The following is a 19,024-nucleotide window of genomic DNA, read 5'->3' on the forward strand; positions in this document are numbered from 1 at the left end:
GTTATGTTTATGACTAACAGCAACGATAAGAGTGGGGAGCTTTTGGGCCAGGAGCTGCGTCGCCGCTGGAGCCCAGAGCAAAAACTGGCCATGGTTCGCGAGAGTCTTGAGCCAGGGCAAAGCGTTTCGGTGGTGGCTCGGCGTAACGGCATCAATGCCAACCAGCTGTTCCTGTGGCGCAAGCTTTACCAAGACGGAAGCCTGTCGGCGGTCAGTGCTGGCGAAGCCGTGGTGCCTGCCTCCGAGCTGAGCGATGCGCTCAAGCAGATCCGTGAACTGCAACGGATGCTGGGCAAGAAAACGATGGAAGCGGAAATCCTCAAAGAGACCGTGGAGATCGCGCGGTCGCGAAAATGGATTGCGCACTCACCCTTGTTGCCGGGGGACGACCAGTGAAGCTGGTCAGCGAATGTCTCGGTGTGGCGCGCTCGCAATTAACGGTTCGAATCAAGCAATCGGTGTCGCCTAAAGTACGGCGACGTCGACTCGTGAACGACACGGAATTGGTCGCCGAGATCAAGCAGCAAGTCAGCGAACTGCCCAGCTATGGCTACCGTCGTGTCTGGGGATTACTGCGTCGCGCCCGTGAAACCCAGTTGTTGCCCGCGATCAACGTGAAGCGGGTTTACCGGGTGATGCGTGATCACAACTTGCTGCTTGAACGCCGGATCAAACAGCCCGGCGTACCGCGTCGGCATGAAGGCCGTATTGCGGTGCAAACCAGCGATACGCGTTGGTGCTCGGACGGCTTCGAGTTTCGTTGCGAGGACGGCGCCAAACTGAGCGTGACCTTCGCCCTGGACTGCTGTGATCGCGAAGCCATCGGCTGGGTCGCGAGCCCGACCGGGTACAGCGGCGATGATATCCGCGACTTGATGCTGGAAAGTGTGGAGAAGCGCTTCGGTGATCAACTGCCTGCAACACCGGTGCAGTGGCTCAGCGATAACGGCTCGGCGTACACCGCTGAACAGACGCGCTTGTTTGCTCGACAGATAGGTTTGCAGCCGTTGACCACACCGGTGCGCAGCCCACAGAGCAACGGCATGGCCGAGAGCTTCGTGAAGACGATCAAGCGTGATTACGTGGCGCACATGCCCAAGCCGGATCGAGAAACGGCACTGCGTAACCTGGCAATTGCCTTTGAACATTACAACGAGCAGCATCCGCACAGCGCTTTGAACTACCGTTCGCCGAAAGAGTTCAGGCGCTTGGCGGCAGCATCAATTTAACGGGGAGTTGGTGTCCGGTTTTGTAGGGGCAAGTCCACGCCTGTATTTCTTGGGCACTCCAACGAGAGAGGTCAGTGCCTTTCGGGAAGTATTGCCGTAGAAGGCCGTTCGTATTTTCGTTTGTGCCGCGCTGCCATGGACTATGTGGATCAGCAAAGAAAACCTTAAAACCGTGTCCGGGATTAGTTGACCACTACACCCTTATCGTAAGGGGGAAACGGTGTCCTGTCTTTCATGGGGCTCGTTCACACCCCATTAAACATCTCTCAAATACTAATGTCTGCGTACTCAGCCCTATCAGTCCAACTAAGAGTCTTGTTGGCTGTTTTCCGAGCAACTATAAGCTGATCAAGAACGGTCGGATCCGCGGCTACATAAAGGTAAAGCTTATGAAGCGTTTGCTCTCTGGGTTTCTGGTTGGGCGGCAGATGCCGAGGACCGATAAGGTAGACCGTCTGCAGCTCAGACTGCCTGTCGATCCGCCACGCAGCCACGTAGACGCTGTTTAACCACTGAAGCAAAGCTTATCGATCCCACCGAAAACTCTCCTTACGGCGGCTGACACCGTGATGCTGGTGTTCTGAGTCATTTTCGCCCTTTTCGGTGACGTCGCTAAGGCTGGACGGACTCACTTTTCCATTCAATGAATCCAGCTCTATGCCGATAAACTCCCAAGCGCTGCAGGATGCGTCGGAGCTACTCTACTAGCCCGTGGATTCACGTTTCCCATTATCGGCACTGCCCGTAAATACCAAACAGGAAGTTTTTGTATGACTGACGAAACGAAGCCAGAAAACGAGTCACGCCTGCTCAAGGCGGTAGAGTCGATCGCCATCAGCCCAAAGGATGCCCGGGCATTAGTCTCGCAATACCAAAGTCAAGTGAAGGCATCTAAACCTAATGCTTCAGAGCATGAAGTTCGGGCACTGGTCGCGAAGAAAATCATTAGTCGCTACTCAAAAATGTCAGCAACGAGCGGTGGAGTTACGGCTTTGGCCGGCGTCATACCGGGTCTGGGCACTGCCGTGGCAATGGTAGGCGGCGGACTGACCGACGCTACAATTGGTATGAAATTTCAAGTCGATATGTGCATGTGCCTGGCTGATGCCTTTGGCTGGGATCTCACAAGTGAGGATGCGCGGCAACTGGCATTCATGATTGCGGCAGGAGGATCGCTGGAGAAGTTTGGCGTGGAAGTTGGTACCGCATTCGCCTCTAAGGCTGGTGTAAATATGGTACGCCAATATCTGAAGGGAGCAGCATTGCAGGCAATCAAGGAAATGTTCAAACGCATAGGCATCACCTTCACTCGAAAAGCATTGGAAAAGGCAATTCCATTCGGCATTGGGGTGGTGATCGGCTCCTCTGCCAACTATGCCCTAACGAAATACGTCGGAAATACTGCTTTGGGCTGGTTCACAACTGATCGTGATATGGGTAACGAGCCAATCGTCGTCAAGGATGATCTGATAGTGGATTCTGAGCCGGCATGAACCTACCTGGCCTTGTCTCAGCGTGACCAATCTTCAAAGCAACGCTTTCGTAGCGCACAATCGGAAGTTCGACCGAAAGGTGCATTTGCTGCTTTCGTTTGTCTTCAAAGGCACGACCCGCTTGATGTACAGTCGGTTTCGCTGATCACGGGTGGTGATCTAATGGTCTTTTGGCAAGGCTATCTGACATGCGGAAAAGCTGAGAAAGGACGAGAAATATCAGGCAGAATTGGCACTAAAGGCAGCGTGTAAAAGCGCCAAAAGCGGCGTGAACTCACAGCCCACGAGACAAACTCCAACCTCGGTATCAGCTGAGAATTCCACCTAGAGCCAATCGTTTTGTAGGGGTAAAAACGCCTAAAAACAAAAAGGGGTTGCGAGATAAAATCTCGCAACCCCTTGAATTATATGGTCGGGACGGAGTGATTCGAACACTCGACCCCTAGCACCCCATGCTAGTGCGCTACCGGACTGCGCTACGCCCCGACTAGGCGTTAAGTTTGCTTCTCATCTCGAGGAGCGATCAAGAATATATCGCAAGCTTTTGAAAACTGGAAGTATTTAAAAGCAGGATTTTATTTCTTGAGAACAATCAGCACATCTTCCAACTCAGCAATCATCTGCCGAATCATCTGCTTGTACTGAGTGGTGTCGTCTTTGGCTTCGTCGCCGGACAAACGAAGACGCGCGCCACCGATGGTGAATCCCTGATCGTAAAGAAGAGCGCGAATTTGCCGGATCATCAACACGTCCTGGCGCTGATAATACCGGCGGTTTCCGCGACGTTTGACAGGGTTGAGTTGAGGAAACTCCTGCTCCCAATAGCGCAGCACGTGTGGTTTTACCGCACACAGCTCGCTAACTTCACCAATAGTGAAGTAGCGTTTACCTGGGATGACGGGCAGCTCGTCGTTATGACTTGGTTCCAGCATAAGCCTCAACTCGGGCCTTCAACTTCTGCCCTGGACGAAAGGTGACAACACGGCGAGCCGTGATCGGGATCTCTTCACCCGTTTTCGGATTGCGGCCAGGCCGCTGGCGCTTGTCCCGAAGGTCGAAATTGCCGAAACCGGACAATTTGACTTGTTCGTTGTCTTCAAGAGCGTGCCTGATTTCTTCAAAAAACAGTTCGACCAATTCCTTAGCCTCCCGTTTATTCAGGCCCAATTCTTCATACAGACGTTCCGCCATCTCAGCTTTCGTCAGAGCCCCCATACGTCACTTCCTTAACGTGGCGTTCAACCTTTGTTCGAGCGAGGTGAGGATATTTTGCGTCGTAGTATTCACCTCATCGTCATTAAGAGTGCGCGATGGATGCTGCCAGGTCAAGCCGACTGCAAGGCTTTTTCTATCAGGATCAATGCCTTTACCTTGATAGACGTCAAATAGCCTGAGGTCTGTCAGCCATTCCCCTGCATTTTCACGGATTACGTCCAAAACAGCACTGGCTGCAACGTCTTTTTCGGCAATCAGCGCAAGGTCACGACGCACCTCAGGAAAACGCGACAACTCCTGGAATTTAGGCATTTTACCCAACGCCACTTCCGCCAAAACCAGCTCGAAAACGAAGACCGGACGGTCGAGACCGAGAGTTTTCGACAATTCAGGATGGATAGCACCGACGTAACCGACCAGACGACCTTCACGCTCAATGCGTGCAGTTTGACCAGGATGCAGCGCGGGGTGTTTACCCGGCACGAAAGTGAACGAATCCATTGCGCCGGCAAAGCCCAGTACAGCTTCCACGTCAGCCTTGACGTCGAAGAAATCGACGACATCGCGACCTTGTGCCCAGCCTTCTGGCAGACGGCTACCGCAAACAACACCGGCCAGCATCGGCTCTTGCTTCAAGCCTTCCAGCTGCCCAACGAAGCGCAAGCCGCTTTCGAACAGGCGGACACGATCCTGTTGACGATTCAGGTTGTGCTGAAGCGCTTTGACCAGACCCGGCCACAGGGACGAACGCATGGCGGCCATATCGTTGGAAATCGGATTCGCCAGCAACAGTGGTTCAACGCCCGGATTAAACAGCTCGAACTGTTTCGGATCGATGAAACTGTAAGTGATCGCTTCCTGATAACCACGAGCAACCAGCAGACGACGCAGTTCTGGCAGATCGCTACGGGCTTCAGCCTTGGCTTGCGGTGCCAGACGGGCTTGCGGGTAGCGAACCGGCAGACGGTTGTAACCGTACAGACGGGCCAACTCTTCAATCAGATCGACTTCGAGGCTGATGTCGAAGCGATGACTTGGCACCTCTACGCGCCACTGCCCTGCTCCATCGGCCGAAACGGTCAAACCCAAGCCATTGAGCAAGCGCTCGACCTCGGATGAATCCATTTCCATACCCAGCATTTGGGTGATGCGCTGAGCTCGCAACGTAACCGGAGCGATTTTTGGCAGGTACTCCTCACTCACGGTTTCGGTGATTGGGCCGGCTTCGCCACCAGTGATTTCCAGCAGCAGGCCAGTGGCGCGCTCCATGGCTTCACGGGCGAGCTGCCAGTCCACGCCGCGCTCATAGCGGTGCGAGGCGTCGGTGTGCAGGCCGTAGGAGCGGGCCTTGCCAGCAACAGCGATTTGATCGAAGAACGCGCTTTCCAGGAAGATATCGCGCGTGGTCGCCGTGTTGACACCACTGTGTTCACCACCCATGACGCCAGCAATTGCCAGCGCTCGGGTGTGATCGGCAATCACCAGCGTATCGCTACGCAGAATAACTTCCTGACCGTCGAGCAGCACAAGCTTCTCGCCTTCTTCCGCCATGCGAATGCGGATGCCGCCATTGATTTCGGCAAGATCAAATGCATGCAGCGGCTGCCCCAACTCCAGCATCACGTAGTTAGTGATATCGACGGCCGCGTCGATGCTGCGCACATCGCCACGACGCAGGCGTTCGACCATCCACAGCGGCGTAGGCCTGGATAGGTCGACGTTACGGATCACACGACCCAGATAACGCGGGCAGGCGGCAGGCGCCAAGACTTCAACCGAACGTACTTCGTCATGCACAGCAGGCACGACAGCAACAACCGGACGGGTAACTTCAGCGGCGTACAGGGCACCGACTTCACGTGCAAGGCCGGCAAGGGATAGGCAGTCACCGCGGTTCGGGGTTAGATCGACCTCGATGCTGGCGTCGTCCAGGCTAAGGTATTGACGAATATCCTGACCGACCAGAGCATCGGCTGGCAGCTCCATCAAGCCATCGCTACCTTCGCCGACTTGAAGCTCAGCTTGCGAGCACAACATGCCGTTGGACTCGACGCCACGCAACTTGGCTTTCTTGATCTTGAAATCGCCTGGCAGTTCAGCACCGATCATGGCGAACGGGATCTTCAAGCCAGGGCGCACGTTTGGCGCACCGCACACTACTTGGAAGATCTCCGAGCCATTGCTGACCTGACAAACGCGTAACTTGTCCGCATCCGGGTGCTGCTCGGTGCTCAGAACCTCGCCCACGACCACACCACTGAATTCGCCGGCGGCCGGCGTGACGCTATCGACCTCAAGACCGGCCATCGACAGACGAGCAACCAGCTCGTCGCGACTTACCTGCGGGCTTACCCAGCCGCGCAGCCATTGTTCACTGAATTTCATCCTGCTCTCCTAAAGATTCGTTACGGACGTGCGACCTAGCGGAATTGCGCGAGGAACCGCAAGTCGTTGTCGAAGAACAGACGCAAGTCGTTCACGCCGTAACGCAGCATGGCCAGACGCTCAACGCCCATGCCGAAGGCAAAGCCCGAGAACTCTTCGGGGTCGATTCCAGACATGCGCAACACGTTAGGGTGAACCATGCCGCAGCCCATCACCTCCAGCCAACCAGTCTGTTTGCAGACACGGCAGCCTTTACCACTACACATCACACATTCCATGTCGACTTCAGCGGATGGCTCGGTGAAAGGGAAGTACGAGGGGCGGAAACGCACGGCCAGTTCTTTTTCGAAGAACACGCGCAGAAACTCTTCGATGGTGCCTTTCAGGTCGGCGAAATTGATATCGCGATCAACCAATAGACCCTCGACCTGGTGGAACATCGGCGAGTGGGTGATATCGGAATCACTGCGATAAACACGGCCCGGGCAGACGATGCGGATAGGCGGTTGTTTCGATTCCATGGTGCGGACCTGTACCGGGGAGGTATGGGTGCGCAACAACATGTTGGCATTAAAATAGAAGGTGTCATGCATCGACCGGGCCGGGTGATGGCCTGGGATGTTGAGCGCTTCGAAGTTGTGGTAGTCGTCTTCGACCTCAGGGCCTTCAGCAATGCCGTAGCCGATGTGGGTGAAGAACTGCTCAATACGTTCCAGAGTGCGGGTAACCGGATGCAGACCACCCGAGACTTGGCCGCGGCCAGGCAGGGTCACGTCAATGGACTCGGCAGACAGTTTGGTGGCAAGATCGGCCTCTTCAAACAGTGCCTTGCGTGCATTGAGAACCTCTGTAACACGCTCCTTGGCAACGTTGATGAGTGCGCCAACTTGAGGACGCTCCTCTACCGGCAAATTCCCCAGGGTCTTCATCACCTGAGTCAATTCGCCCTTTTTGCCAAGGTAGTGAACCCGGATTTGCTCCAGGGCATTGATATCTTCAGCGCTTTGCACAGCCTCTAGAGCTTGAGAGACCAGCGCGTCCAGGTTTTCCATGTACAGACTCCAGATACAAAATAGGGGAAGAGCTTGAAGGCTCTTCCCCTATTTATGACGTTTAACACCTGGCCCCACAAAGGTGAGACCGGGTGACTGTCGGGGGTACTTAAGCCAAAGTGGCTTTAGCTTTCTCGACAATCGCAGCAAACGCCGCTTTTTCGTTCACTGCCAGATCAGCCAGAACCTTACGGTCGATCTCGATGGACGCTTTTTTCAGGCCAGCGATGAAACGGCTGTAGGACAGACCGTTAATACGTGCACCAGCGTTGATACGAGCGATCCACAGAGCGCGGAACTGACGTTTTTTCTGACGACGGTCACGGTAGGCGTATTGGCCTGCCTTGATTACCGCTTGCTTGGCAACACGGAATACGCGCGAGCGAGCGCCGTAGTAGCCTTTAGCAAGTTTCAGAATTTTTTTGTGACGTTTACGGGCAATGACGCCACGCTTTACACGAGCCATGAGTTACTTCCTCTATTCTTGACTAAATTAACGAAGGCGCAGCATGCGCTCGACTTTTGCCACGTCACACGGTGCCAGCAAGCTGCTACCGCGCAATTGACGCTTACGCTTGGTCGACATTTTAGTCAGGATGTGGCTCTTGAAAGCGTGCTTGTGCTTGATACCGTTAGCAGTTTTCAGAAACCGCTTAGCAGCACCACTTTTAGTTTTCATTTTTGGCATGTTCGGATACTCCGCATTCAGTTGATAAACATAATCAGAAGGCCTGCCGTGCCCTATTGATTATTTCTTCTTTTTCGGGGCGATGACCATGATCAGCTGGCGTCCTTCCATCTTAGGATGCTGTTCGACCGAACCGTACTCGAGCAAGTCACCTTCAACTCGCTTGAGGAGTTCCATCCCCAGCTCCTGGTGGGCCATCTCACGGCCGCGGAATCGCAATGATACCTTGGCCCTGTCCCCATCACTCAGGAAACGTACCAGGTTGCGCAGTTTTACCTGGTAATCCCCTTCCTCCGTCCCTGGACGAAACTTGATTTCTTTAACCTGAATCTGCTTCTGGTTTTTCTTGGCTGCGGCAACCTGCTTCTTCTTTTCGAAGATAGATTTGCCGTAGTCCATCAGCTTGCAAACAGGGGGTACTGCATCGGCGGAAATCTCCACCAAATCCAGCTTGGCTTCTTCAGCCTTAAGAAGCGCGTCTTCAATTGACACAATCCCAAGCTGCTCACCCTCAGCCCCAATTAACCGAACCTCGCGTGCCGAGATATTCTCGTTGATCGGGGCTTTCGGTGCAGCTCGTTTATCTTGTCTCATTTCACGCTTAATAGTAATTACTCCGAATCTGGGCGACCACGCCGGGAAACCGCTTGCGCGAGAAACTCAGCGAACTGGGCGACGGGCATCGAGCCCAGGTCAGCACCTTCACGAGTACGCACAGCGACAGTCTGCATCTCGACTTCCCGATCTCCGATAACCAAGAGAAAAGGAACCTTGAGCAAAGTATGCTCGCGGATTTTAAAGCCGATCTTTTCATTTCTCAAGTCAGACTTGGCACGAAATCCGCTTTCGTTGAGAGTTTTTTCAACTTCAGAGGCAAAATCAGCCTGTTTATCAGTGATATTCATAATCACTGCCTGGGTCGGAGCCAGCCACGCAGGGAATGCACCCTCGTAGTGTTCAATCAAAATTCCGACAAAACGCTCGAAGGAACCCAGTATCGCCCGGTGCAACATCACCGGATGCTTGCGACTGTTGTCTTCGGAGACGTATTCGGCTCCCAAACGGACAGGCAGGTTAAAATCGAGCTGCAAGGTACCACATTGCCAGACACGGCCGAGGCAATCTTTCAGCGAGAACTCGATTTTCGGACCGTAGAACGCACCTTCGCCTGGCTGTAAATCATACGGCAGGCCAGCGCTATCAAGGGCTGCAGCCAAGGCAGCTTCTGCGCGATCCCATAATTCATCAGAACCCACGCGTTTTTCCGGACGAGTGGACAGCTTCATCTCGACGTCTTTAAAGCCGAAATCGGCATAAACGTCCATGGTCAGCTTGATAAACGCAGCAGATTCAGCCTGCATTTGCTCTTCTGTGCAGAAGATATGGGCATCGTCCTGCGTAAACGCACGCACCCGCATGATGCCGTGCAACGCACCCGACGGTTCATTGCGGTGGCAAGCACCGAATTCGGCCAAGCGCATTGGCAGCTCGCGATAACTTTTCAGGCCTTGATTGAACACTTGCACGTGACAAGGGCAGTTCATTGGCTTGATGGCGTAGTCGCGATTTTCCGACTGCGTGGTGAACATGTTGTCGGCATAGTTGGCCCAGTGCCCGGATTTCTCCCAAAGGCTGCGGTCAACGACTTGCGGAGTTTTGATCTCCAGATAGCCATTGTCTCGCTGAACCTTACGCATATATTGCTCAAGCACTTGATACAGAGTCCAGCCGTTAGGGTGCCAGAACACCATACCCGGCGCCTCTTCCTGGGTATGAAACAGGCCCAGTCGTTTGCCAATTTTGCGGTGATCACGCTTTTCAGCTTCTTCAATGCGCTGAACGTAAGCCGCCAACTGCTTCTTGTCTGCCCAAGCGGTGCCGTAAACGCGCTGCAATTGCTCGTTCTTGGCATCGCCACGCCAGTAGGCTCCAGACAGCTTCGTCAGTTTGAAGGATTTCAGGAAGCGAGTGTTCGGCACGTGCGGACCGCGGCACATGTCGACGTATTCTTCGTGATAGTAAAGGCCCATGGCCTGCTCATTTGGCATGTCATCGACCAGGCGTAACTTGTAGTCTTCGCCTCGCGCCTTGAACACTTCAATTACTTCCGCGCGCGGTGTGATCTTCTTGATCACGTCGTAGTCTTTTTCGATCAGCTGCTGCATGCGCTGTTCGATAGCGGCCATGTCGTCCGGAGTAAACGGACGTTCGAAGGCGATGTCGTAATAGAAACCTTCGTCGATAACCGGACCAATGACCATCCTAGCAGTCGGATACAGTTGTTTGACCGCATGACCGACCAGGTGAGCGCAAGAGTGGCGAATGATCTCCAGCCCCTCTTCATCCTTTGGCGTAATAATTTGCAGCGTGGAATCACTGTCAATAAGGTCGCTGGCGTCCACCAGCTTACCATTGACCTTGCCTGCTACAGTGGCCTTGGCCAGGCCTGCACCAATGGATGCGGCGACCTCGGCTACGGAAACCGGGTGATCGAATGTACGTTGACTGCCGTCGGGAAGAGTAATAGTTGGCATGGCGCCTCCTCTCCTAGTGGTGACCCCTACCAAAGGTCACGTGGGTTGGGATGAGCCAGTACAAGATCCGATTCAGGCCATTCAATAACGAACGCCTGCCTTACAGCGGCAGGAGCCTTGCGGCCAACCGGAAACCGAATCAGAGTGACTGGGATTCAAATCAGGGTTATTCGTGCCTTTGCCATCACCGGTGGCCGAAGCTCATCCGGAGTCCGCAAAGGCCGAGCTGGCATGCTAGCACAGATGAACGGTCATCAACGTGCATGCCAATTGGTCAGTGGAGATTTCTCTGTTTTTGCGTCACAAAGTGAACTTGAGATATACGCGCCACCTCAAATAGTCTGAAAATCGCTACAGATTATCGACCCTAGGAGTTTCATTCATGCGCCTTATCCGCCTTTTAGCCCTCGCCTCCCCACTGGTAATGCTGCTGCCATTGAGCGCACAAGCGGCCTGGCCTACAGGAGCTCGCGAAAGCTATATGAAGGACTGTGTCGCCGCTGCAAGCCAGAACATCGACCAAAAATCCGCTGAGCAACATTGCGCATGCGGCGCCGACAAGCTCAACGAAAAATTCACCAGCACGGAAATTGCTGAACTCATGAGCAAGCAAAAGCAACCTAGCGTCGAGCTTCGAACCAAGGCTCTGGATGCCATTCAAGCGTGTCGGGCAACAGCAAAATAAATTACTGCCAAGTGAAAATCATCACTCCTGACGACTGAAACACGGCTTAAAAAACAGCTTTTCAGACAAATTACGTAGGTTTTACAGCTTTTTTTACGGTCATCACTTTTAGCTGAAAGCCTTTTAAAACGCGGCTTTCAGCTACATCAAGCGGCAAAGAAAACACGACTGACAGGCAAACAGCACGTCCAGGGGGCTCCCAAAGCGAACATTTCGACTATGATAGTCCGGTGTGCCCAGTTGGCCTGAGCAGCACAGCACTACTGAAAATATATGTTTCTTGGAGATACACCATGTCTAATCGCCAAACCGGCACCGTTAAATGGTTCAACGATGAAAAAGGCTTCGGCTTCATCACTCCTCAAGGTGGCGGTGACGACCTGTTCGTACACTTCAAAGCTATCGAAAGCGACGGTTTCAAAAGCCTGAAAGAAGGCCAAACCGTTTCCTTCGTGGCTGAGAAAGGCCAAAAGGGTATGCAAGCTGCACAAGTTCGCGCAGAGTAATTTTCTGGCGCACTAAAAAAACCCCGTCCTTGTGACGGGGTTTTTTATGCGTGAAAAAAACAGCAGAGCTTTCAGCCGCAGTTGATGTGCATGACCACCAGGTTGTTATCGGTATTCAGGTTCAGGCGGTCGGAGCGGTACTCCAGCGTTACCATATCGTTGGGCTTGAGGAATCGAGCATTCTGCGCACCTGCGCGAGCACGGGCCTGTTCAAGCAGTTCAGACGAAGCCTTTTGACCAATGGCGAACTCTGCAGCCTTTGCTTCACAACGGCTGTGACCGGTATCAGTCACGCCAGCATCCTTCGTGGTCTCGGTGGAGGATGTACTGCAACCGGCTAGCGTGGCAACGGCCAACAAAGTACCCAATGACGCGAGCTTCCAAGGCATGAAGCCTCCTTCTTTCAATAGTTAAGCTGAGATCGTGCGACCGCTAATCGGGTGCTTGGTTTCAATTGGCTTGCTATAAGCCATCAATCCGGACAGTCGGCTAGTTTGCCTGAGCAGTCCCGCATAGCTCACTTCGCAATCGTGACTGAATATGAACAGCGCTCAATAAACGTCGATGTAATCAAAAGGCGGATTCGGCCAATTTTCCTTTAAAGCATTAAAAATCTGCATGACCCACACCTCATCGCTGGCCGCGACCCGTCCGACATAACCAGAGCCCTTGGCCCAAGTCTCCAGACGAAACAGTAGGCCATCAATGTCAGTGCCTCCCACAAGGCCCGATGAAATGTAAGCGATGCCACCCTTGCTCACCCGCAACTGAGTGTGTTCATCGTCGCTGGCAGAGGCCAGCAGCTGACGCACCGACTCGAGGGTCAAGCTGTTTGGTGTATTCAAATCGATCTGCACAGCGCTGTCCTTCAACAATCGAGAAAGACCAAGTGTCGCATGGCGCAACGTTGATGCCTAAGTCGCAGTGCCAAACGCCGCGCAAAAATGGTTAACTCGACACTCAGACTATCCTTACTTCACGAGCGCCCTCATGACCACCGTAAGCATCGACGCCGACATCAAAGCCAAGTGGCCACAAGGCCACAGCTCTTATAGCCCCGGCAGCCCGGAAGAGTTGGCAATTATTGGTATCGATCTGCTGGTCAAGGAATTGGGCACGCAAGCCGCCCAATCCTTTATCGCGCAAATATTCGAGAAGTACCCAACCGACCATATGGGCACGCCGCATACCGAGAGAGTGTAAAACCCGCAGGAAGGCACCTGCGGGAACAGGCTTACTTCAGACGGGCCAGACGCTGGGTCAGTAAGTCGAAGAAGCCCTGAGCATCGCCATTTTCAACCCAGAAAGCATTTTTTGGTGCCTTAAGGCCGTCATACCAGTCGACTACGGTCTGACCGAAGGTAGGACCTTCGCGACTGTCGATGACCACGTTTACGGAGCGCCCCGTAAACAGTTCAGGCTTAAGCAAATAAGCGACAACCGTTGCATCATGCACAGGGCCGCCCGTTATGCCGTAGTGCTCCATATCGCCTTTGACATATTCATTGAGAATGTCGCCCACGATCTTGCCTGCGTTGTTATTAATCGCCGCAATCTGCTTCAGACGCGCCTCGCTGGTGAGGATTTTGTGGGTCACGTCCAGCGGCAGATAAGTCAGTTTTACACCACTTTTTAACACTACTTCCGCCGCCTGCGGATCGGCGAACAGATTGAACTCAGCCACAGGGGTGATGTTGCCGCCATTAAAATGCGCCCCCCCCATCACAACCACCTCCTTGATACCCTCAGTGATTTCGGGAGCCTGTATCAGTGCCAGCGCCAAATTAGTCTGTGGACCGAGCATGGCGATAGTGATGCTGTGCGGCTTGGCACCTCTCAGGGTATCGATCAAGTAATTGACCGCATTGCCCTTAGCCAGGCCTTCCTTCGGCTCATGTACCGTCACACCCGACAGACCTTCCTTGCCATGGATGTTCTCGGCGTAGATTGGCGTTCGCATCAACGGTTTCGGAGCACCGGCATAGACCGGTACTTCCTCACGCCCTGCCCACTCTCGAGCCAGACGCGCGTTACGCGAAGTCTTGTCCAGACGCACGTTACCGGCCACGGTGGTCAACGCCCGGATGCTCAGTTCCTCCGGCGATGCCAGAGCAAACAGCAAGGCGACAACATCGTCGGCACCCGGGTCGGTGTCGATGATCAGGTCGATCTTTTCCGCCGCATGGGCGCTTGTTGCAGTAATCAGGGACAAGAGCAGCAGACTCCGGAGCAGATGGTGCAGTTTCTGAGCATAGCGGTGCATAGCGCACTCCTTGTGCGTGGGAAAACAAAAAAGGGGGTAACCGACTTAGAACGTGACTCCCGACACCAGCACGATGTTGCAGTACGGCTGACACTCACCGGTACGAACAATCGCCCGCGCCTGCCGACTAAGGACTTTGAACTGATCATGGCTGAGCAGCTCTCGCTGGCCCAGCGCACCTTCGATATTCAGTTGATCCAATACCACTAAGGAAGTCGGTTGCTTGTCGAGGGTCTCATGCGCCAGCACATGCTTTTCAACCTGCATCTCACTCAATACCACGCTCAAAGTGCTGATAAAGTCAGGAATACCATGGGTCAATGCCAGATCGATCAGTTCGACACCAGGCGGCACCGGTAAGCCGGCATCACCGATAACCACCATATCGCCATGACCAAGGGAGGCGATAAGCCGCGACAGCGCTATGTTAAGCAAAGGAGTTTTTTTCATGGTGCTTTAAAAGCCTGTACATCGCGTAGGGTAGGAATCGAAGGTTGCGCCCCCGCACGGGTGACCGACAGGGCCGCAGCGACCTGACCGAAACGAATCGCTTCGGCTTCGCTTTTTCCGGCCGACAGAGCAGCGGCGAAACCGCCAACAAAGGTGTCGCCGGCAGCCGTCGTATCAACGGCCTTAACTTTAGGCGCAGCAAAATGCTCGATGCCTGCGCTGCTGGCAAACAGCGAACCCTGAGCACCAAGGGTGATAATTACCTTGTGCACCCCCATGGTGATCAACCGGAGCGCTGCGATTTTCGCGGTTTCCAGGGAATCCACCGACACACCGCTGAGCGCCGAGGCTTCGCTTTCGTTAGGAATCAGATAGTCAATGGACGCGTACCAATCCACCGGTAGCGGTCGACTGGCCGGTGCCGGATTAAGAATCACGGTCTTACCAAGCTCTCGGCCGCGTTTGAGCGCATGCCCCACCGTTGCATCCGGTACTTCCAACTGACAAATGATCACATCCGCCGCTTGCAAGACAGCATCGAAACGATCAACGACTTCTGAAGTCAGCGCACCATTAGCGCCGGCAACGATGACGATCGCGTTCTGACTATTGTCATCAACCACGATTAACGCAACGCCACTGGAGCCGTCAACGGTACTGACCGCCTGACAATCGATATGCTCGGCCATCAACGCAGCGCGCAACTCATCACCGTAAGCGTCACAGCCCACGCAACCGACCATAGAGACCTTCGCGCCCAACCGTGACGCGGCAACTGCCTGATTCGCACCCTTGCCACCTGAAACGGTGGCAAACGATTGACCAATCAGCGTTTCACCTCCACGGGGCAAACGGGGCGCGCGAGTCACCAAATCCATGTTCAGACTGCCTATTACCACTACTTTTGCTGGCATGCATCACTACTCGTTAAGTCGATTTCAGCGGTATTCAGCGAATGCACCGGCCAGCGGCGCAGTCGACTCTCGCAGGACAATACTGGGCGTCACGATTCGCTGATCGATGGCCAAATCCGGTGTAGCGATCCGGCGTAATAAAACTTCGGCGGCCATTTCTCCAAGCTGCAGAATCGACTGACCGACGGTGGTTAACGCCGGATAGACATAACGGCTCATCTGGATATCGTCGAAGCCAATCACTGACAACTCGGCAGGTACGCGAACATTGCGCTCGGCGGCGGCACGCAGCACACCGATACCGATCATGTCGTTACCGGCAAAAATTGCGCTGGGAGGATTTTTCTCCAGCAATCTCGCCGCCGCGTTATAACCCCCGGTGCTGGTAAAGTCGCTTTCGAGCATTCGCTCGCGCGGCACGTCAATACCCGCCTCTTTCAGCGCGCGGCAATACCCGGCCAGACGCATCTGAGCCACGCTGGTGGTCGCCGGACCGCCAATCGTAGCGATATCTCGATGCCCTAACTCCAGAAGGTGCCGAGTCGCCAGATAGGCGCCGTATTCATGGTCGATGCGCACCAGATCTGCTTCGACGCCGTCCAGCCCTCGGTCGACGATCACCATCGGTGTGCGCACGTTCGCCAGGCCTTGCGCCAGCCCACTGTCACCGCCGGCCGACGCCACAATCAACCCGTCGATGCGCTTTTCCAATAGCACGCGTAGATAGCTGCGCTGTTTGTCCGGGTTATCATCGGAGTTACAAAGGATCACGCAGTAACCATTACGCTCGCAGTAGTCTTCAATGCCGCGAGCCAACTCAGCGAAGTACGGGTTAAGGCTGTTCGGCACCAAGAGACCAATGGTAGCCGTGGTCTTGGCCTTCAAAGACCGAGCCACGGCACTGGGCACATAGTCGAGGCTTTTGATCGCCGCCTCGACCTTGACTCGCACTTCCTCGCTGACCGGACGCGTCTTGTTCACCACGTGGGAAACGGTGGTGTAGGAAATGCCTGCGAGTGCTGCTACATCCTTGATGGTTGCCATGTATCAAGTCCGCCGGCTTGCGCGCTGACTGCGATAAGTGTCAAGGACCACTGCCACCACAATAACCGCACCGGTGATGATGCGCTTGGTCGGTTCGGTCGCGCCAATTTGCGCAAGACCGGCAGCCAGTACAGAGATGATCAGAACGCCAAAAAACGTACTGATGACCGAACCCCGGCCGCCCATTAGGCTAGTACCACCAATGACCACTGCGGCGATTACTTGCAGCTCCAGGCCGGAACCCGCATTTGGGTCCGCCGCTTCGAGACGGGAAATCTGAAACAGCGCTGCGACGCCGGCCAACAGGCCCATCAGACTGAACACCAGGATCTTGTAGGGCTTTGGATTGATCCCCGCAAGACGCACCGCTTCTTCGTTGGTGCCGATACCGATCAGGTAGCGACCAAACACGGTACGGGTCAGCACAGCCTGGGCGGCGATGATGATCAAAAAGGCAATGATGAACGACGGCGAAATACCGAAAGCAATCGGGTCAGACAACCAGGCAAACGAATCACCAATGTAAGCCGTGCGCGAGCCGGTCATCTGGTAAGCGAGGCCTCGGGCCATTTCCAGCACACCCAGGGACACGATGAACGACGGGATACGCCAGGCCACGGTGATCGAACCGGTGACCGTCCCCGCCAGCGCCGCAACTGCCATGCCCAGCAAAGCGGACGGCAAGACGCTCCAGCCCCAGCCGAGAATCGCCACGCTGACCGCCGAAGCTGCTAGCGCCAATACCGAACCGACCGACAGGTCGATACCGCCGATAATCAACACGAACGTCATGCCGACCGCCAGCACCATCAAATCTGGAATCTGGTTGGCCAGGGTACTGAAAGTGTCATACGACAGAAAATGGCTGCTCAGAACCGAGAACAGCGCGACCATCGCCAGTAATGCACCGGCCAGGCCCAGGTAGGTGCCCAGCCCGTAAAAATTGCCACTACGTTTACCGGCAGATGCTGCAGTTTTCATGGGAGATCCCTAGGCGCTGCTTCGTTGAGCAACGCATCACGTTTTTGGTAGCCGGCAAAAGCGGCAGCAAGCAAATCATCCTGGGTCCAGCTATTGCGCTCGAAAGTGTCAATCAGGCGCCCTGCCGACAACACACCGATCCGGTCGCAGATCAGCATCAGTTCCCGCAGGTCACTCGACACCACCACCAGCGCTTTGCCCTGACGAGTCAATTCGCCCAGCAAGGCATAGATGTCGAACTTGGCGCCGACGTCGATACCGCGAGTCGGTTCATCAAATAACATCACCGAACAATCGCGCTCCAGCCAACGGCCAATCACGACTTTCTGCTGGTTGCCACCGGACAATTCGGACACCAGTTGTGTCGGGCTGGAACTGCGGATACGCATCGCATCGATCTGACGCTGAGCCAAAGCCCTCTCTTCGTCGTTGTTGACAACACCGACACTGGAAATCACCGGCAGGTTACCCAAGGCGATGTTGGCGCTAATCGATTGAGTCAACAGCAGGCCTTCGCCCTTGCGGTCTTCGGTGATCAGGGCGATACCATGACTGACCGCATCAGCCGGGGACCGAATGCTGACGACTTTCGCCGGAGAACCCAGCGCGACCGTGCCGCTGTCCGCCATATCGGCGCCGAAAATCAGCCTCAGCAACTCGGTGCGCCCGGCCCCGATCAGCCCGGAAATACCGTAGATCTCACCGGCACGCACTTCGAAGGATACGTCGCGAACCTTGTCGGAACGAGTCAGGCCGGTGACCGTCAAGGCCGGTGCGCCGATATTGCGCACGCCCATATCCATGTGTTCGCCCAACTCGCGGCCCACCATCAGGGTGACCAGTTGCTCGCTGTTGTAATTGGCCATTGGCTCGACGCAGACCAGATTGCCGTCGCGCAGCACAGCGATGCGCTGGGCCACTCGCGCCAGCTCTTCGAGGCGGTGGGAAATGTAGATGATCGACACGCCGCGGGCTTGCAGGCGGGTAATTTGCTCGAACAGCATCTCGACTTCGCGGGCCGTCAGCATCGCGGTCGGTTCGTCGAGGATCAGCACATGGCAGTCGCCGATCAGGTTGCGAGCGATCTCAACCATTTGCTGGTGACCGATGCCCAACTCGCCGACCAGGGTATCGGGGTCGATGGCATCAAGGCCGACCTGGGCCATAGCCTCGATCGCCGCCTTGCGCAGTTGCTTGCGGCTGATCCAGCCACCGTTACTGGGCAGGTTGTCGAGGAAGAGGTTTTCCGCAACCGACAGCGTCGGCAACAGATTGAGTTCTTGCATGACCATGCGGATGCCCAAATCTTCGGCCTGGGTCCGGCTGCCGGGGCGGTAGTCCTGCCCCTGAAATTGCATCTGGCCTGTGGTCGGCGTGACCAACCCACCGATGATTTTCGACAGGGTGCTTTTGCCCGCGCCGTTCTCACCGGTCAGCGCCAGCACTTCACCGCGCATCAACGTCAGGTCAATGCCGGTCAGGACCGGTTGGGCATAGGTCTTGCCGATACCGCTGACCGAGAGGACAGCGTTCGGGGAGCAAACTGGCATAAAAAACTCTCCATGCGCTCGCCCCGAAGGGCGAG

Annotated in this window: 21 protein-coding genes, 1 tRNA gene and 1 pseudogene; 5 read left to right on the forward strand and 18 right to left on the reverse strand. The window is 55.0% G+C overall.

The features are described 5' to 3' along the window. Positions 1–9 precede the first annotated feature (9 nt). A protein-coding gene (locus RHM68_RS15275) for an IS3 family transposase (protein ID WP_416195199.1) occupies positions 10–1,229 on the forward strand; the annotation gives its coding sequence in 2 pieces (ribosomal slippage) (positions 10–349 and positions 349–1,229; 1,221 coding nt in all). On the opposite strand, the pseudogene RHM68_RS15280 reads toward RHM68_RS15275, so the two are convergent. Continuing rightward, positions 1,201–1,401: pseudogene (locus RHM68_RS15280) on the reverse strand (transposase); the annotation flags it as partial. The gene RHM68_RS15275 and the pseudogene RHM68_RS15280 overlap by 29 nt on opposite strands. Positions 1,402–1,999: 598 nt before the next feature. Between RHM68_RS15280 and RHM68_RS15285 the strand changes: the two are divergent. Further along, a complete protein-coding gene (locus RHM68_RS15285; RefSeq protein WP_322216143.1) occupies positions 2,000–2,722 on the forward strand; it encodes a hypothetical protein in 723 nt (240 codons plus the stop codon). Between the two features lie 409 nt (positions 2,723–3,131). Here RHM68_RS15285 and RHM68_RS15290 read toward each other — a convergent pair. The 9 genes from RHM68_RS15290 to thrS form a co-directional block, all read right to left on the reverse strand. After that, a tRNA-Pro gene (locus RHM68_RS15290) sits at positions 3,132–3,208 on the reverse strand. An 89-nt stretch (positions 3,209–3,297) separates the two neighbouring features. Further along, entirely contained in the window at positions 3,298–3,654 is a 357-nt protein-coding gene (locus RHM68_RS15295; protein WP_093218077.1) for a MerR family transcriptional regulator, read from the reverse strand. Beyond that, the gene (ihfA, locus tag RHM68_RS15300; protein WP_002553164.1) at positions 3,635–3,937 is read right to left on the reverse strand and encodes an integration host factor subunit alpha; all 303 of its coding nucleotides are present in this window, start codon (positions 3,935–3,937) and stop codon (positions 3,635–3,637) included. The genes RHM68_RS15295 and ihfA overlap by 20 nt, the downstream gene beginning before the upstream one ends. A gap of 3 nt (positions 3,938–3,940) precedes the next feature. After that, a complete protein-coding gene (gene pheT / locus RHM68_RS15305) occupies positions 3,941–6,322 on the reverse strand; it encodes a phenylalanine--tRNA ligase subunit beta (protein ID WP_322216147.1) in 2,382 nt (793 codons plus the stop codon). Between the two features lie 35 nt (positions 6,323–6,357). Continuing rightward, on the reverse strand, positions 6,358–7,374 hold the full coding sequence (gene pheS, locus RHM68_RS15310; protein ID WP_322216150.1) for a phenylalanine--tRNA ligase subunit alpha: 1,017 nt from the start codon (positions 7,372–7,374) through the stop codon (positions 6,358–6,360). Positions 7,375–7,483: 109 nt separating this feature from the next. Beyond that, positions 7,484–7,840 carry a 50S ribosomal protein L20 gene (gene rplT / locus RHM68_RS15315; protein ID WP_007905879.1) on the reverse strand — a complete coding sequence of 119 codons (357 nt, stop codon included), beginning with the start codon at positions 7,838–7,840 and terminating at the stop codon, positions 7,484–7,486. A gap of 27 nt (positions 7,841–7,867) precedes the next feature. Next, positions 7,868–8,062, reverse strand: coding sequence for a 50S ribosomal protein L35 (rpmI, locus tag RHM68_RS15320; protein WP_008145659.1), 195 nt, complete (start codon positions 8,060–8,062; stop codon positions 7,868–7,870). A gap of 60 nt (positions 8,063–8,122) precedes the next feature. Beyond that, the gene (gene infC, locus RHM68_RS15325) at positions 8,123–8,674 is read right to left on the reverse strand and encodes a translation initiation factor IF-3 (protein WP_176469887.1); all 552 of its coding nucleotides are present in this window, start codon (positions 8,672–8,674) and stop codon (positions 8,123–8,125) included. Further along, positions 8,674–10,596, reverse strand: coding sequence for a threonine--tRNA ligase (thrS, locus tag RHM68_RS15330; protein WP_322216154.1), 1,923 nt, complete (start codon positions 10,594–10,596; stop codon positions 8,674–8,676). Before thrS ends, infC begins: the two co-directional genes overlap by 1 nt. Positions 10,597–10,978: 382 nt before the next feature. Between thrS and RHM68_RS15335 the strand changes: the two genes are divergently transcribed. After that, on the forward strand, positions 10,979–11,281 hold the full coding sequence (locus RHM68_RS15335; protein ID WP_322216156.1) for a hypothetical protein: 303 nt from the start codon (positions 10,979–10,981) through the stop codon (positions 11,279–11,281). 293 nt (positions 11,282–11,574) lie between these two features. Then, positions 11,575–11,787 carry a cold-shock protein gene (locus RHM68_RS15340; protein ID WP_007905882.1) on the forward strand — a complete coding sequence of 71 codons (213 nt, stop codon included), beginning with the start codon at positions 11,575–11,577 and terminating at the stop codon, positions 11,785–11,787. Between the two features lie 71 nt (positions 11,788–11,858). Here the strand turns inward: RHM68_RS15340 and RHM68_RS15345 are convergent, their stop codons facing one another. Together RHM68_RS15345 and RHM68_RS15350 are read right to left on the reverse strand one after the other, a co-directional pair. After that, positions 11,859–12,176, reverse strand: a complete 318-nt coding sequence (locus tag RHM68_RS15345) for an I78 family peptidase inhibitor (protein WP_322216159.1) — start codon at positions 12,174–12,176, stop codon at positions 11,859–11,861. Positions 12,177–12,338: 162 nt separating this feature from the next. Continuing rightward, positions 12,339–12,644 carry a hypothetical protein gene (locus RHM68_RS15350; RefSeq protein WP_322216161.1) on the reverse strand — a complete coding sequence of 102 codons (306 nt, stop codon included), beginning with the start codon at positions 12,642–12,644 and terminating at the stop codon, positions 12,339–12,341. Positions 12,645–12,777: 133 nt separating this feature from the next. Between RHM68_RS15350 and RHM68_RS15355 the strand changes: the two genes are divergently transcribed. Next, positions 12,778–12,990 (forward strand): hypothetical protein, encoded by a 213-nt coding sequence (locus tag RHM68_RS15355; protein ID WP_322216162.1) that lies wholly within the window; start codon positions 12,778–12,780, stop codon positions 12,988–12,990. Between the two features lie 31 nt (positions 12,991–13,021). On the opposite strand, the gene RHM68_RS15360 is transcribed toward RHM68_RS15355, so the two are convergent. Genes RHM68_RS15360 through RHM68_RS15385 form a run of 6 tightly spaced genes read right to left on the reverse strand, consistent with a single transcriptional unit; the run spans position 13,022 to position 18,989 of the window. After that, positions 13,022–14,050 carry a nucleoside hydrolase gene (locus tag RHM68_RS15360; protein ID WP_322216165.1) on the reverse strand — a complete coding sequence of 343 codons (1,029 nt, stop codon included), beginning with the start codon at positions 14,048–14,050 and terminating at the stop codon, positions 13,022–13,024. Between the two features lie 45 nt (positions 14,051–14,095). Next, positions 14,096–14,500, reverse strand: coding sequence for a D-ribose pyranase (gene rbsD, locus RHM68_RS15365; RefSeq protein WP_322216168.1), 405 nt, complete (start codon positions 14,498–14,500; stop codon positions 14,096–14,098). Continuing rightward, positions 14,497–15,414 carry a ribokinase gene (gene rbsK / locus RHM68_RS15370; RefSeq protein ID WP_322216171.1) on the reverse strand — a complete coding sequence of 306 codons (918 nt, stop codon included), beginning with the start codon at positions 15,412–15,414 and terminating at the stop codon, positions 14,497–14,499. The genes rbsD and rbsK overlap by 4 nt, the downstream gene beginning before the upstream one ends. Before the next feature lie 24 nt (positions 15,415–15,438). Further along, positions 15,439–16,458 (reverse strand): LacI family DNA-binding transcriptional regulator, encoded by a 1,020-nt coding sequence (locus tag RHM68_RS15375; protein ID WP_322216174.1) that lies wholly within the window; start codon positions 16,456–16,458, stop codon positions 15,439–15,441. 3 nt (positions 16,459–16,461) lie between these two features. Continuing rightward, entirely contained in the window at positions 16,462–17,439 is a 978-nt protein-coding gene (locus tag RHM68_RS15380; protein WP_322216177.1) for an ABC transporter permease, read from the reverse strand. Continuing rightward, positions 17,436–18,989, reverse strand: coding sequence for a sugar ABC transporter ATP-binding protein (locus RHM68_RS15385; RefSeq protein WP_322216179.1), 1,554 nt, complete (start codon positions 18,987–18,989; stop codon positions 17,436–17,438). The genes RHM68_RS15380 and RHM68_RS15385 overlap by 4 nt, the downstream gene beginning before the upstream one ends. Positions 18,990–19,024 lie beyond the last annotated feature (35 nt).

Origin of the sequence: Pseudomonas sp. DC1.2, from assembly GCF_034351645.1 — a bacterium.
GTDB lineage: Bacteria > Pseudomonadota > Gammaproteobacteria > Pseudomonadales > Pseudomonadaceae > Aquipseudomonas.

Excerpts from the sequence above, each read along its gene's own strand:
- RHM68_RS15385 (WP_322216179.1), bottom strand. The coding sequence starts at position 18,989 with ATGCCAGTTTGCTCCCCGAACGCTGTCCTCTCGGTCAGCGGTATCGGC.
- rbsD (WP_322216168.1), bottom strand. The coding sequence starts at position 14,500 with ATGAAAAAAACTCCTTTGCTTAACATAGCGCTGTCGCGGCTTATCGCC.
- rplT (WP_007905879.1), bottom strand. The coding sequence starts at position 7,840 with ATGGCTCGTGTAAAGCGTGGCGTCATTGCCCGTAAACGTCACAAAAAA.
- RHM68_RS15335 (WP_322216156.1), top strand. The coding sequence starts at position 10,979 with ATGCGCCTTATCCGCCTTTTAGCCCTCGCCTCCCCACTGGTAATGCTG.
- rpmI (WP_008145659.1), bottom strand. The coding sequence starts at position 8,062 with ATGCCAAAAATGAAAACTAAAAGTGGTGCTGCTAAGCGGTTTCTGAAA.
- RHM68_RS15295 (WP_093218077.1), bottom strand. The coding sequence starts at position 3,654 with ATGCTGGAACCAAGTCATAACGACGAGCTGCCCGTCATCCCAGGTAAA.
- RHM68_RS15340 (WP_007905882.1), top strand. The coding sequence starts at position 11,575 with ATGTCTAATCGCCAAACCGGCACCGTTAAATGGTTCAACGATGAAAAA.
- pheT (WP_322216147.1), bottom strand. The coding sequence starts at position 6,322 with ATGAAATTCAGTGAACAATGGCTGCGCGGCTGGGTAAGCCCGCAGGTA.
- RHM68_RS15345 (WP_322216159.1), bottom strand. The coding sequence starts at position 12,176 with ATGCCTTGGAAGCTCGCGTCATTGGGTACTTTGTTGGCCGTTGCCACG.
- rbsK (WP_322216171.1), bottom strand. The coding sequence starts at position 15,414 with ATGCCAGCAAAAGTAGTGGTAATAGGCAGTCTGAACATGGATTTGGTG.
- thrS (WP_322216154.1), bottom strand. The coding sequence starts at position 10,596 with ATGCCAACTATTACTCTTCCCGACGGCAGTCAACGTACATTCGATCAC.
- RHM68_RS15375 (WP_322216174.1), bottom strand. The coding sequence starts at position 16,458 with ATGGCAACCATCAAGGATGTAGCAGCACTCGCAGGCATTTCCTACACC.
- RHM68_RS15360 (WP_322216165.1), bottom strand. The coding sequence starts at position 14,050 with ATGCACCGCTATGCTCAGAAACTGCACCATCTGCTCCGGAGTCTGCTG.
- RHM68_RS15355 (WP_322216162.1), top strand. The coding sequence starts at position 12,778 with ATGACCACCGTAAGCATCGACGCCGACATCAAAGCCAAGTGGCCACAA.
- ihfA (WP_002553164.1), bottom strand. The coding sequence starts at position 3,937 with ATGGGGGCTCTGACGAAAGCTGAGATGGCGGAACGTCTGTATGAAGAA.
- RHM68_RS15380 (WP_322216177.1), bottom strand. The coding sequence starts at position 17,439 with ATGAAAACTGCAGCATCTGCCGGTAAACGTAGTGGCAATTTTTACGGG.
- RHM68_RS15285 (WP_322216143.1), top strand. The coding sequence starts at position 2,000 with ATGACTGACGAAACGAAGCCAGAAAACGAGTCACGCCTGCTCAAGGCG.
- pheS (WP_322216150.1), bottom strand. The coding sequence starts at position 7,374 with ATGGAAAACCTGGACGCGCTGGTCTCTCAAGCTCTAGAGGCTGTGCAA.